At 60.7% G+C, this 13,870-nt stretch carries 11 protein-coding genes; 2 read left to right on the top strand and 9 right to left on the bottom strand.

The window, feature by feature from the left end:
- Positions 1-674 precede the first annotated feature (674 nt).
- Positions 675-2,006: a glutamate/aspartate:proton symporter GltP gene (gltP, locus tag AB4O36_RS25900; protein WP_460119365.1), complete on the top strand. Its 1,332-nt coding sequence runs from the start codon at positions 675-677 to the stop codon at positions 2,004-2,006.
- Between the two features lie 198 nt (positions 2,007-2,204).
- On the top strand, positions 2,205-3,434 hold the full coding sequence (locus AB4O36_RS25905; RefSeq protein ID WP_460119367.1) for a nucleoside recognition domain-containing protein: 1,230 nt from the start codon (positions 2,205-2,207) through the stop codon (positions 3,432-3,434).
- A gap of 116 nt (positions 3,435-3,550) precedes the next feature.
- Here AB4O36_RS25905 and AB4O36_RS25910 read toward each other — a convergent pair whose 3' ends face one another.
- The 9 genes from AB4O36_RS25910 to AB4O36_RS25950 all read right to left on the bottom strand — a co-directional run bounded on the left by AB4O36_RS25910 (position 3,551) and on the right by AB4O36_RS25950 (position 13,808).
- Positions 3,551-4,174 carry an ABC-type transport auxiliary lipoprotein family protein gene (locus tag AB4O36_RS25910; RefSeq protein ID WP_460119369.1) on the bottom strand — a complete coding sequence of 208 codons (624 nt, stop codon included), beginning with the start codon at positions 4,172-4,174 and terminating at the stop codon, positions 3,551-3,553.
- The gene (locus AB4O36_RS25915) at positions 4,171-5,109 is read right to left on the bottom strand and encodes an MlaD family protein (protein WP_460140587.1); all 939 of its coding nucleotides are present in this window, start codon (positions 5,107-5,109) and stop codon (positions 4,171-4,173) included. Before AB4O36_RS25915 ends, AB4O36_RS25910 begins: the two co-directional genes overlap by 4 nt.
- Position 5,110: 1 nt before the next feature.
- Positions 5,111-5,917 carry an ABC transporter ATP-binding protein gene (locus AB4O36_RS25920; protein ID WP_460119373.1) on the bottom strand — a complete coding sequence of 269 codons (807 nt, stop codon included), beginning with the start codon at positions 5,915-5,917 and terminating at the stop codon, positions 5,111-5,113.
- Positions 5,911-7,059 carry an ABC transporter permease gene (locus tag AB4O36_RS25925; RefSeq protein ID WP_460119375.1) on the bottom strand — a complete coding sequence of 383 codons (1,149 nt, stop codon included), beginning with the start codon at positions 7,057-7,059 and terminating at the stop codon, positions 5,911-5,913. The genes AB4O36_RS25920 and AB4O36_RS25925 overlap by 7 nt, the downstream gene beginning before the upstream one ends.
- 54 nt (positions 7,060-7,113) lie before the next feature.
- Positions 7,114-8,142 (bottom strand): DUF5924 family protein, encoded by a 1,029-nt coding sequence (locus AB4O36_RS25930; protein ID WP_460140588.1) that lies wholly within the window; start codon positions 8,140-8,142, stop codon positions 7,114-7,116.
- Positions 8,143-8,182: 40 nt separating this feature from the next.
- Complete coding sequence (locus AB4O36_RS25935; protein ID WP_460140589.1) at positions 8,183-9,598, bottom strand: M16 family metallopeptidase; 1,416 nt, start codon at positions 9,596-9,598, stop codon at positions 8,183-8,185.
- Between the two features lie 110 nt (positions 9,599-9,708).
- Complete coding sequence (locus AB4O36_RS25940) at positions 9,709-11,367, bottom strand: Na/Pi cotransporter family protein (protein ID WP_460119381.1); 1,659 nt, start codon at positions 11,365-11,367, stop codon at positions 9,709-9,711.
- A gap of 281 nt (positions 11,368-11,648) precedes the next feature.
- Positions 11,649-12,416, bottom strand: a complete 768-nt coding sequence (locus tag AB4O36_RS25945; RefSeq protein ID WP_460119383.1) for a TerC family protein — start codon at positions 12,414-12,416, stop codon at positions 11,649-11,651.
- Positions 12,417-12,500: 84 nt separating this feature from the next.
- A complete protein-coding gene (locus AB4O36_RS25950) occupies positions 12,501-13,808 on the bottom strand; it encodes a CitMHS family transporter (protein WP_460119385.1) in 1,308 nt (435 codons plus the stop codon).
- Positions 13,809-13,870: the final 62 nt, after the last annotated feature.

The raw sequence follows: 13,870 nt of genomic DNA on the forward strand, positions 1-13,870 counted from the left end.
TTGTTTCTCTCTGATGCGCCGCCCGAGGAAGGTAGGCGCATGACCAAGGGGTCGGGACGTTCTGCCTGTAACAGGGGCGGAGTGACCTACGGGTACATGGAGTGCCTGCGCAAGGGCCGGGTCAGGTAAAAGCTGCGACGCAAGTTCGCCGTCCAATATTGGTTCGACGGACTTGCGGAGAGCTTGCTCAACGCTTAGATATTTATGGACGATCCATTCGGTATCGCCCTTCCCCGCTTCCACCCCTCGTGATTTCCAGGCGTTGATATTTTCATGACCGTACATCGAGAAAAACTCGATCTATTTTGCGGCGTTTTGTCGCGAGGCAGTGTCGGATTTTTCTGAAAACCACCGCTTGGATAACTGACCGTAAATCAATCATTCACCTCGGAGATGACCGGTTCACGGCACTTGAAGCGCCGAAATGTCACATTCGAACCATTTGCGACGTCGCTTTTGACTCATAAACCTCATGCCGATTCGGCATAGGGTAGTCGTTTACGGCATTAGACGCCGCTTCCCCGCATCGGAATAGTTGCGCCTTTTTTCAGCTGCCAGAGAGCCATAAAAACGCTCCGGGCACCTTATACGGGGGCGGATGCACACGACTTTTTCGCCATGAGCGGTCCAGTTTGCGCATCCAGTCCGAGTCAAACTGAAGTAAGGGTAAAGATATGAAGAAGGCAAAGCTCAGCCTCGCCTGGCAGATCCTCATCGGTCTGGTGTTGGGGATTGCAATCGGTGCGCTGCTCAACCACTTCAGTGCGGAGAAGGCCTGGTGGATCAGCAACGTCCTGCAACCGGCGGGCGATATCTTTATCCGTTTGATCAAGATGATCGTGATCCCGATCGTCATTTCCTCGCTGGTCGTCGGTATCGCCGGCGTGGGCGATGCGAAGAAACTCGGCAGCATCGGCCTCAAGACCATCATCTATTTCGAGATTGTTACCACCATCGCCATCGTGGTCGGTCTGCTGCTCGCCAACGTATTCCATCCGGGCGCCGGCATCGATATGAGTACGCTGGGTACGGTGGATATTTCCAAGTATCAGGCGACCGCCGCCGAAGTTCAGCATGAACATGCGTTCATCGAGACGATCCTCAACCTGATCCCGTCCAACATCTTCGCGGCCATGGCCCGCGGCGAAATGCTGCCAATCATCTTCTTCTCGGTACTGTTCGGTCTCGGTCTGTCGAGCCTCAAGCCGGAACTGCGCGATCCGCTGGTCACGATGTTCCAGGGCGTATCGGAAAGCATGTTCAAGGTCACTCACATGATCATGAACTACGCCCCGATCGGCGTTTTCGCCCTGATCGCGGTAACTGTCGCCAATTTTGGCTTCGCTTCGCTGCTGCCGCTGGCGAAACTGGTGATACTGGTTTACGTCGCCATCGCCTTCTTCGCCTTCGTGGTACTGGGCCTGATCGCTCGCCTGTTCGGCTTCTCGGTGATCAAGCTGATGCGCATCTTCAAGGATGAGCTGGTCCTGGCCTACTCCACCGCATCTTCGGAAACCGTGCTGCCGCGTGTCATCGAGAAAATGGAAGCCTACGGTGCGCCGAAAGCCATCTGCAGCTTCGTGGTGCCGACCGGCTACTCGTTCAACCTCGACGGTTCGACCCTGTACCAGAGCATCGCGGCGATTTTCATTGCCCAGCTCTACGGCATCGACTTGTCGATCAGCCAGCAACTGCTGCTGGTGCTGACCCTCATGGTCACTTCCAAAGGCATCGCCGGCGTTCCAGGCGTATCCTTCGTCGTGCTGCTGGCCACCTTGGGCAGCGTCGGTATCCCACTGGAAGGCCTGGCGTTCATCGCCGGTGTCGACCGCATCATGGACATGGCGCGGACCGCCCTGAACGTGATCGGCAATGCACTGGCTGTACTGGTCATCTCACGCTGGGAAGGCATGTACGACGATGCCAAGGGCCAGCGCTACTGGAACTCCCTGCCGCACTGGCGCAGCAAGGAAAAAATGCCGGTCGCTGAGTCATCTCACAGTTAAGTCTTACCTGTGGGAGCGGGCTCGCCCGCGATGAGGTCGGCAGCTTCAACCTATTTGTTGGCTGACATAAAGCCATCGCGGGCAAGCCTGCTCCCACAGGGTTAACTCCCAGCACCCAAACAAACCCCGGAACAATCCGGGGTTTGTCGTTTCTGGCCGCCCCGCTATCATTCGCGCATCTTTTGGGGGATTTGACTGATGCTAAATGGCCTGTGGCTTGGCTTCTTCATCGTGGCCGCCGTGTCGGCGCTGGCGCAGTGGCTGATCGGCGGCAACGCCGGGATCTTTGCGGCGATGGTGGAGAGTATTTTCGCCATGGCCAAGTTGTCGGTCGAAGTCATGGTGCTGTTGTTCGGCACCCTCACCCTCTGGCTGGGCTTCCTGCGGATCGCCGAGAAAGCCGGGATCGTCGAATGGCTGGCAAAGGCGCTGGGGCCCCTGTTCCTGCGCCTGATGCCCGAAGTGCCGCCCGGCCACCCCGCCATCGGCCTGATCACCCTGAACTTCGCCGCCAATGGCCTGGGCCTGGACAATGCCGCCACCCCCATCGGCCTCAAGGCCATGAAGGCATTGCAGGAACTCAACCCCAGCGACACCATTGCCAGCAACGCGCAGATCCTGTTCCTGGTGCTCAACGCCTCCTCGCTGACCCTGCTGCCGGTGACGATCTTCATGTACCGCGCCCAGCAAGGCGCGCCTGACCCGACGCTGGTGTTCCTGCCCATCCTGCTGGCCACCAGTTGCTCCACCATCGTGGGTTTCCTCGCCGTCGCGTTCATGCAGCGCCTGCGGGTCTGGGACCCGGTGGTGCTGGCCTACCTGATTCCCGGCGTTCTCTTGCTTGGCGGCTTCATGGCGCTGTTGGCCACGATGTCGGCCACTGCATTGGCCGGCCTGTCATCGATCCTGGGCAACCTCACGCTGTTCGGCCTGATCATGCTGTTTTTGATCATCGGCGCGCTGCGCAAGGTGAAGGTCTACGAGGCCTTTGTCGAAGGAGCGAAAGAAGGCTTCGATGTGGCGAAGAACCTGCTGCCGTATCTGGTGGCGATGCTTTGTGCGATTGGGGTGCTGCGTGCTTCCGGGGCGCTGGATTTCGGCCTCGATGGCATTCGTCACCTGGTGGAATGGGCCGGCTGGGACACCCGCTTCGTCGATGCGCTCCCGACGGCGATGGTCAAGCCGTTTTCCGGCAGCGCTGCCCGGGCAATGCTCATCGAAACCATGAAAACCTCCGGCGTGGACAGTTTCCCTGCGCTGGTGGCGGCGACGATTCAGGGCAGCACCGAGACGACCTTCTATGTGCTGGCAGTGTACTTCGGCGCGGTGGGCATCCAGCGCGCCCGGCATGCGGTGGGCTGTGCGTTGCTGGCGGAGTTGGCTGGGGTGCTGGGGGCAATTGGGGTTTGTTATTGGTTCTTCGGTTAACCCAAGTTCCCTTGTAGGAGCGAGCTTGCTCGCGATCGCGGAGTATCAGCCACCCTAGATGTTCCATGGCACACCGCATCGCGAGCAAGCTCGCTCCTACAGGGGGATCATTGGCCTCACGGGCGCGCTGGCGCCACCTTCTGGCCTTGTTCCACCGCCCAGTTGACCACCTGCGCCGTCAGTTGATCACTGGCCCGACCAAACCCGCTCACCGCCGATGGGACGGCGACGTCGCCCAGCGGCTGACGCACTTCGAAGCGGCGGCTGGCGAGGATGCGCTGGTCAAAACCACGCACCAGTAAGGCATCCAGGCGCACCACGACGCTGACGGCCTTGCCCTGGTACTCGGTCTGGAAGGCCTGGAGGGTTCCGCCCAGTTCCAGGTCTGCCTGGAAATTGCTGTCGTCGGTGCTCAACAACGACACCCGGCCATCATGCTGGAAGCCATCGAGCAGACGATTGCGCAGCAGTTCCGGCGCAGGGTCGCTCCAACGTGAAGCCTTGTAGCTGCTGATCAGATCCCCTTGGGGGATCACCGCGATGTTGCGACTGTTCAACGCCTCGCTGGCCTGCGGCTTGACCAGGCGCAGCGACCAGCTTTGCGCGGTGCCATGGCTGCTGGCTGCGCCACTCTGGGACGAAGGCAAACGATACACATCGGAGGGCTCGGCCTTGGGCAGGATCGAGCAGGCGCTGGTCACCGCGAAGGCGCCAAGGAGAGCAATGTGACACAGCTTCATGGCGTGAATTCCTTGTTCTTGTCAGTGCCCAGCAGGTAGCCGCTGGGATTGGCTTCCAGGCGCTGTGAAATGGCCCGCAACGACGTCAGCGTCTCACGCAGTTCTCGCACCGCCGGTGCCAGGCCATTGAGTCCCTGCATACCGTTGTTGAGCGAATCCTGGTTGCTGCTGAGCAGCTTATTGAGGGTGGCGCTGCTCTGTTCCAGCGACTTCATGGCTTGCTCCGCGCTGCCGAACGCCTGCTTGCCCTGATCATTGAGCAAGCCATTGGCGTTGCGCATCAGGGTCGACGTCTGCTCCAGCATGCCACTGGCCTGCTTGCCGACCGACGCCAATTGCTGCATCGCCAGGCGGATATCGCCACGTTGTTCGGCGATGGTGCCGGTGGTTTGTTCCAGGTGTTCCAGGGTCTTGCCGATGCGCTCGACGTTTTCGCTGGAGAACAGGAGGTTGGCGTTGTGCATCAGCATGTTCACGCCGGACATCAGGTCGTTGCTGTCATTGAGCAGGCGCGCGATGGGCGAGGGCGAGGCGACGATGGTCGGCAACTCACCGTCCTTGCCCTTGAGGGCCGGGCTCTGCGGGGTACCGCCACTGAGCTGGATGATGGACGTTCCGGTCACCCCGGTCAGTGCCAGTTTGGCCTGGGTGTCTTCCTTGATTGGCGTGTCACCGCCCAGGCGAATGCGCGCCAGCACCCGGCGCGGGTCTTTCGGGTCCAGACGCAAGGTCACCACGTCGCCGACCTTGATCCCGCTGTACTGCACCGAACTGCCTTTGGACAAGCCGCTGACGGCCTCGTTGAAGACCACTTCGTAGTCCTTGAACTCGGTGTCGACGCTGGACTTGGCCAACCACAAGCCGAAGAGCAGGGCGCCTGCGACGACGATCACCGTGAACAGGCCGATCAATACATGATGGGCTCGGGTTTCCATGTCAGACCTCTTTCAACTGTTGGGCGGCGGTCAACGCCGCGCGGCCGCGAGGGCCGTGGAAATATTCGTGAATCCACGCATCATCGGTTTCGGCGACGACATCGATGGGGCCTGCCACCAGCACTTTTTTCTGCGCCAGCACGGCTACGCGGTCAGTGATGGTGTAAAGGGTATCGAGGTCGTGAGTGATCAGGAACACACTGAAGCCCAGCGCATCGCGCAGTGTCAGGATCAACTGGTCAAAGGCGGCCGCCCCAATCGGGTCAAGGCCGGCGGTTGGTTCGTCGAGAAAGAGGATGTCCGGGTCCAGCGCCAATGCCCGGGCCAGCGCAGCGCGCTTGATCATCCCGCCGGACAGCGAGGCAGGGTATTTGTCGGCGGCGGACAGCGGCAGGCCGGCCAGCGCCAGTTTCACTGCTGCCAGGTGCTCGGCATCCTCACGGCTCAGGCCTGCGTGTTCGATCAGGGGCAGGGCGACGTTTTCGGTCACCGTCAGCGAAGAAAACAGGGCGCCTTTCTGGAACAAGACGCCAAACCGCCGCTCGACCAGCGAGCGCTCATGTTCAGACAGGGTCGGCAGGTTCTTGCCGAACACCTTCACCATGCCTTCGCTGGGCTGGCGCAAGCCGACAATGCTGCGCAGCAGCACCGACTTGCCGCTGCCGGATCCGCCGACCACGGCAAGGATTTCACCCTTGTTCAAATCCAGGTCGAGGTTTTCGTGCACGCTTTGGCTGCCAAAGCGATTGCACAGGCCACGTACCTCGATCACCGCCTCGGAGGGCGCACGCAGTGGACGACTCACCATCCCATCTCCATGAAAAACAGGGCGGCCACGGCATCGAGCACGATCACCACGAAGATCGACTGCACAACGCTCGATGTCGTATGGGCGCCGACCGACTCGGCACTGCCGCTGACCTTGAAACCTTCCAGGCAGCCAATCGCGGCAATGAGAAACGCGAAGATCGGCGCTTTGACGATCCCCACCAGAAAATGCTGAACGCCGATGTCCGAATGCAGCAAGGACAGGAACATCGCCGGGGAAATATCCAGCGACAGGGCACAGACCACACCGCCGCCGACGATTCCGGAGATCATCGCCAGGAACGTCAGCATCGGCAGCGACACCAATAATGCCAGCACCCGTGGCACCACCAGCAGCTCCATGGGGTCGAGGCCGATGGTGCGAATGGCGTCGATTTCTTCGTTGGCCTTCATCGAGCCAATCTGCGCGGTGAACGAGCTGGCCGTGCGGCCGGCCATCAGGATCGCTGTCAGCAGTACGGCAAACTCGCGCAGGAAGGAAAAGGCCACCAGGTCGACCGTAAACACCGTCGCGCCGAAGTTGGCCAGTACCGTCGCCCCGAGGAACGCCACCACGGCGCCCACCAGGAACGTGAGCAGGGCGACGATGGGCGCGGCGTCGAGGCCGGTCTGCTCGATGTGCGCAACCATCGGCGTGATCCGCCAACGCCAGGGGCGAAACAATCCGCGGGCGAGGGTTTCCAGGATCAGCCCGACGAAACCCAGCAGTTGCAGGGTGTCCTGCCAGACGGCATCCACCGCACGGCCGATGCGCGTCAACAATTGGATGCCGACGCTGATCTCCGGCTCCTTGATCGGTACGCAGAAATCGGTCATCGAGCGATACACCGTCTGCAACAACGCCCGATCCGCAGTGGGCAAGGTGCAATCAGGGTGTTCGGCGGATCGTCCAAGACGTTCCGAGCCCAGCAACTCCGCCAGCAGCGATGCACCTGCGGTGTCGAGCGCGCCGAGGCCGTTGAGGTCGATGTGGGTGTTGTTGTCGTATTGGCCGCGCAGCTTTTCGCACAGATCCTTGAGGGCGGCGTAGTGGGCGAGCGTCCAGTCACCCACGACCCGCAATTGCGCGGGGGAGAGTGATGTGTCCATCAGGGCACTGCCGGGCGTTGTGCTGCTGGTCATAAGCTCCGTGCTTGTTCGGCTATTACGCAGAGCTACGTAATAGCACGAACCCCGTTACTTTTCTTTGGTCGGTGTGCTGTCTGTGATCTTGAATCGCAACACACCGATCAACTGGCCGTCCTCGGTCAACACGCGAACCTGCCAGTCACCCGCTGGGCTGCCGGGGAAATTCTGTTTATGGGTCCAGGCGCGGTAGCCTTCCTTGCGACCACCATGGATGTCCAGAGCAATGCGGTCGACCTCTTTTCCATTGAACTGCCAGACGTGATAAATCCGCTCGTCCAGACCACGTGGCGCGTTGATCGCCGTGTAGGCATAGAGCCCGCCGCCACGAATCTGCTCGGCGCTCACTTCATGGAGGCTGTCGCCCGGCGTGCGGTCCTGCATCTGCGTGCTGATCGCGACGTCGGTCATCCACAGCGTGGCCGGCGGCACCCACGACCGCAGGACCCAGCCCACAGCGCCAATGCCGACGGTGATGCACAGGATCGCCACGGCATTGCGCACGGTACGGATCGGGAAGATCGACGCCAGGCTCGGGAACGACAGGACCACCGCCGTGCCCAGCGCCAGCTTGAAGCTCTGGGAGGTGGTCAGGTGCAGGATGACGGGCAGGGCGGTCAGCAGCGCGGCGAACAGCGTCAGCGTGTGCAGCGCCAGGAACGCCCAGCGCCGCGGGGCCAGCCATTTGTAGTAGAGCGGGTCGATAATGGAAATCAGCGCGGCAATGCCCAACAACCCGGTGAAAAACAACTGGCCGCTATTCCAGGTGGTGGTGATGAAAAAGAAGGGCAGGACGAAGAACAGGCTTTCCTGGTGGATCATCTGCGTCGCGTAACGCAGCAAAGGTTGTGGGATTTCTCGCTTGAAGATGCGTGTAAATAGCTGCGTCAGGCTGTTTTCCAGCATCAGCCAGACCCAGCTGAGGACCATGATCACGGTGATCCAGGTCGCCAGGCCCTGTTGGCGGTCCACCAGCATGAAACTGGCGACCCCGGAGATGAAACCGCCGAGCGCAATGACGCCTGGGTAGCGCTTCATCAATTCGAGAAGGCGCTGTACGTACAAGGTCAGGGTCGGCATTCGGCGATTCGCAGTAGTCGTGGGAAAAATCCTCGACAGGTTACCGCCCGCGGGTCGTTGTGGCGAGCCGATCCTGCGCCGTTTTCCGTGCGCGCCAGCACCAACCCAGCAGCACCAATACGAGAAGACCCAGGACGGCGGCGATCGCCACGATCAACTGATCATCACCCAGCAGCGGCTTCTCCACCCGCAGGTAACCCGGCTGGATCAGCAATTCACGCATGGCCTTGTTCGCTTGCGCCAGGGTCACGCTGCGCAACTCCCGGGCCGGGTCAGAGAATCGACCGTCCTCGTAATCGCCCAGCGCACTCCAGTAGTAATCCGCCAATGCGCTGTTGCCTTGCACGGCCCAGGCCTGGCGGGCCATGGCGGCCTGCTTGAGGCGATTGAAGGTGTCGGCGTCCAGGCCGTTCTTGAGCAAGCCGGCCTTCAATTCGTCCAGCGCCCGCGCAGCCTTTGATACATCGCCTCGCTCAAGATCGGCATTGAGGCTCATGAAGCCCACCCCGCCAAATACCTCGCGCTCGGCCGACGGACCGTAGGACAGGCTGTGCGCCAGGCGCAACTGGCGATACAGCGCCCAGTCCAGGTAGTCCTTGAGCAAGTCGAAGGTGGCGTCATTGACATCGTCCAGCACCGGTTCCGGCACTAGCCAGTGCAGTTTGGCCGTGTCGCCCACGAGGCCGCGGCTCAAGGTACGCTCATGGGCGGCGCTGGCCAGGATCACCGGCAAGGGCGGATGCTCGCTCGGGTCTACCGCCTTGAGCGCACCCCAGGCCCGCTCCAGATAAGCCGGCAGTAGACGCTCAAGGTCGCCGACGACGATCAGAGTCATGTTGTTCGGCGCGTACCAGGCCTTGCGCACCGACTCCAGTTGTTCGCGGGTCAGGTGATCGACTTCCGGCCGCTCCTGGCATCTGAGGCCCAGTTCCACCGCCAGTTGATTGCTCGCGGTATGACCGAGGTCCTGACGATCCAGCCAGCGTTGCAGATGGGTGTAGTGACCGCCGTCCTCTCGCTCGACCACCTGCTTGGCGGCGTTGATCGCGTGGTCATCGATGCGGGTCTGCGTGAGCAACGCCAGGAGCAGGTCGAGCACCTTGCGCTGGTTCTTCGCCGGGGCTTCGATGACGAATGTGGTGTCGGCGTTGCTGGTGAAGGCGTTCCACTCACCACCGAGTGCCTGCATGCGCTCTTCCAGGCCACCTTCACCGGTGGCGTCGATACCGCTGAACAGCAAGTGTTCGAGCAGGTGCGGCAGCTCTTTGTCGGCGCAGCTGAAATCATCGATGCCGACACCTACCACCAGCCGAATCGCCACATGCCCGCGCTCGCTGCCCGGTTTGAGCAGCAGTTGCAGGCCGTTGCGCAGCGTATAGCCCTCAACCTGGAAGCGATCCAGGGCGAAAGAAGGGAGAGAGCCCAGCAGCAGGCAGGCGAACAACAGGCAACGCATAAGAAGCTTCCGGGCAGTCAGTCAGGGATCCGTTTCGTCAGTCAGGGCGCTTTCGCGAGCAAGCTCGCTCCTACAGATCCATGTTACTGACTGATCACTGTGCCAGACGTTCAAGGCGAATGTGTGATGTCAGCCAAATCGTCGACCATCAGTGCCCCGGTGTCGGCGTTTTCCAGCACCACATAGGCACTGCTGCAGAACAGAGAGCTCAGACGCTTCATATCGGCGATCAGCTCCAGGTGCAGCGAACTGGTCTCCAGACTTTGCACAATTTTACGTTGCAAGCGGCTGACATGGGCGTGGGCCAGGCGGCGTTCCTGTGCGCGGAAGCGACGTTTCTCGCGCAGCAGCTGACGGGCGCTTTCCTTGTCGGCACTGAGAAACACCGACAGGCCCAGGCGCAATGTCGAGATCAACTGGCTTTGCAGCCCCGCCAACTCTTCCAGGCCAACCTCCGAAAACGAGCGGCGCTGTGAGGTTTTCTGTTGCTGGACTTTGCGCAGCATGCGCTCGATCAGGTCGCTGGCCAGCTTGAGGTTGATCGCCAGCTCGATGATTTCCGCCCAGCGGCGGCTGTCCTGGTCACTGAGGTCTTCGCGGGGCATCTGCGCCAGATAGAGTTTGATCGCGCTGTACAGCGCTTCGACATCATCGGTCAGACGGCGTATTTCCTGGGTCACGGCGGTTTGCTTGCCCTGCAGCACATCCAGCATGGCCTCAAGCATGTGGTCGATCAGATCGCCCATGCGCAGGGTTTCCCGAGACGCATTAGCCAGCGCCAGACTGGGCGTGACCAGCGCCGTCGGATCGAGGTGCCGGGGTTTGGCCATGCCGTTGGCTTGGGGTTGCTCCGGCAGCACCCAGGCACAGAACCTGGCCATCGGCCCGACGGTGGGCAGCAAAATCAGGCAGCGCGCGGAGTTGTAGAGCAGGTGAAAGCCGATAACCATTTCCTGCGGGCTGAAATCCAGGCTGTCGATCCAGTGCACCAACGGATCGAGCACCGGGATGATCAGCAGCAGCCCGATCAGTTTGTACAACAGGCTGCCCAGGGCCACCTGACGCCCGGCGGCGTTTTGCATGCTGGTGCTGAGGAAGGCCAGGACACCGCTGCCGATGTTGGCGCCAATGACCAGGCCCAAGGCTACCGGCAGGCTGATCACTTTGGCACCGGCCAGGGTCGCGGTCAGCAACACCGCTGCCAGGCTGGAGTAGGAAATCATGGCGAACAGCGCCCCCATCAGGGCATCGAGCAGGATGTCGCCGGTCAGCGAAGCGAAAATCACCTTGACGCCTTTGGCGTGGGTAATCGGGTCGGCTGCTTCGACGATCAGTTGCAGCGCCAGGATGATCAGCCCCAGGCCGATGGCCACGCGGCCCATCTGGCCGAGACGGGTCTGCTTGCGCGACAGGAAGAAAATGACCCCAAGAAAGATCAGCAGCGGCGACAGCCAGGACAGGTCGAAGGTCAACACCCGCGCCATCAGCGCCGTACCGACATCGGCCCCTAGCATGGTCACCAGGGCAGGGGTCAGCGCCATCAATCCCTGGCCGACGAAGGACGTCACGAGCATCGCCGTGGCGTTGCTGCTCTGGACCATGGCCGTGACGGCAATGCCCGACAGAAATGCCAGCCAACGCCTGGACATGTTCTGGCCGATTACATGGCGAAGATTGGAACCGTAGACCCGCAGGATGCCGGTTCGGACGATGTGCGTGCCCCAAATCAGCAGGGCCACGGCGGAAAGCAGATTGAGCAGGGTGAGCATACAGGCCCCCTGTGGTGATAGCGCCCCAAAGGAGCAAGTTGACGGTACCGCGCGAATTTCTACGTCTTGTACTTAAGCTGTAGTTGGCTAACGGTCTGTGCGCCAGCATCGCACAGCCAAAGAAAGGTTTGAAACAAAACCGTCATGTGAAGCGCATTACCCCTGTAGGAGCGAGCATGCTCGCGATGGTCGTCAATGATAACGCTGGGTACCTGGCACCCCGTGGCGTTTTCGAGTCCATCGCGAGCATGCTCGCTCCTACAGAAGTCCGGCGTTTCGGGTTACTGTCCCGGAATGTCCTTGCGCAGTTTCACCGGGTCCTGCTGCTTTTTCTTCCTGGCGATGGCGGTGCGCATCTTGATGTTGATGGCCTCTACCGCGAGCGAGAAGCCCATCGCGAAGTAGACGTAACCTTTAGGCACGTGAACGTCGAAGGCTTCAGCAATCAGCACGGTACCCACCACCAGCAGGAACGACAGCGCCAGCATTTTCAGCGACGGGTGCTTGTCGATGAAATCGCTGATGGTGCCGGCGGCCAACATCATCACCAGGACGGCCACGATGATCGCCGCGACCATGACCGGCACATGGGAAACCATTCCGACGGCGGTGATCACCGAGTCCAGCGAGAACACGATGTCGATGATCGCGATCTGGATGATGGTGTAGAGGAAATTGCCGCCCTTGCCGCTTGGCTCGTCGTTGGTTTCGTCTTCGCCTTCCAGTGCGTGGTACATCTCTTGCGAGCTTTTCCACAACAGGAACAGGCCACCGAAGAACAGAATCAGGTCTCGCCCGGAAATGCCCTGGCCGAACACTTCGAACAGATCGGCCGTGAGGCGCATGACCCAGGTGATGGACAGCAGCAACAGGATGCGCGTGACCATGGCCAGCGCCAGGCCGAAGATACGGGTACGCGCCTGCATGTGCTTGGGCATGCGGCTGACCAAGATCGAAATCATGATGATGTTATCGATACCCAGGACGATTTCCAGGGCAGTCAGGGTAAAGAAGGCAACCCAGATCTCAGGGTTGGTCAGCCATTCCATGTGTATTCCTTTGAGCGAGTGTTAAACCAAAAAAGTCCGGGCTTCAATCAACGAAGCCTGGACTCTTTATGGTGAGTCTTGGGCTTATAGAGTGCTGAACAGCGGAAAAATCCCCATCAGCAATGCAGCAACCAGTATGCACATGCACACCAGCACTGCCCATTTCAGGGTAAAGCGTTGGTGGTCACCGAAGTCGATACCGGCCAGCGCCACCAACAGATAGGTGGATGGTACCAGCGGGCTCAGCAAGTGGACGGGCTGACCGACGATCGAGGCACGTGCCATTTCCACTGCGGTAATACCGTAATGGCTGGCGGCTTCGGCCAGCACGGGCAGCACGCCGTAATAAAACGCGTCGTTCGACATGAAAAACGTGAACGGCATGCTCACCAGCGCGGTGATCACGGCCAGGTACGGCCCAAGGAAATCCGGGATAACCGCGAGCAAGCTCTTGGACATCGCGTCGACCATACCAGTGCCGGTGAGGATACCGGTGAAAATGCCCGCCGCGAAGATCAGGCCGACTACCGCCAGCACACTACCAGCATGCGCTGCGACGCGATCCTTCTGCTGTTGCAGGCAAGGGTAGTTGACGATCATCGCAATACTGAACGCCACCATGAACAGCACTGGCAGCGGCAACAGACCGGCGATCAGGGTGCACATCAGCGCCAGGGTCAATGCGCCGTTGAACCAGATCAGCTTCGGACGACGGGCATCCGGGAACTGCGAAACGCTGATTTCGCTGTGGTCGATTTCATCACCCACCAGGTGCAGCTCACCCAGGCGCGCACGCTCACGCTTGCCGTAGAAGTAAGCGATGGCCAGGATCGCCACCACACCAGCGGCCATCGCCGGGATCATCGGGACAAAGATCGCCGACGGGTCGACATGCAGCGCACTGGCGGCACGGGCGGTCGGACCACCCCATGGGGTCATGTTCATCACGCCACCGGCGAGGATGATCAGACCGGCCATGATGCGCGGGCTCATGCCAATACGGCTGTACAGCGGCAGCATCGCGGCCACGCAGATCATGTAAGTGGTCGCGCCGTCACCGTCGAGGGAGACAACGAGCGCCAGAACGGCGGTGCCGACCGAAACTTTCAGGGGATCGCCCTTGACCATCTTGAGGATCTTGCGCACGGCCGGGTCGAATAGGCCGGAGTCGATCATCAGGGCGAAATACAGAATGGCGAACATCAGCATCACGCCAGTTGGCGCAAGCTTGGTGATGCCTTCGAGCATCATCGGGCCGATTTTCGGGGCGAAACCACCGAACAGGGCGAAGAGGATCGGGATGATGATCAGGGCGATCAGCGCAGACAGGCGCTTGGTCATGATCAGGAACATGAACGTGATGACCATGGCGAAGCCAAGGAAAGTCAGCATGGGAATACTCCAGGCGTAGCGCGGCTAGGGAATGGGCGAACCGGAGGGGTCAGCGCAGAACG

This window comes from Pseudomonas sp. S2_E01 (genome assembly GCF_054668365.1).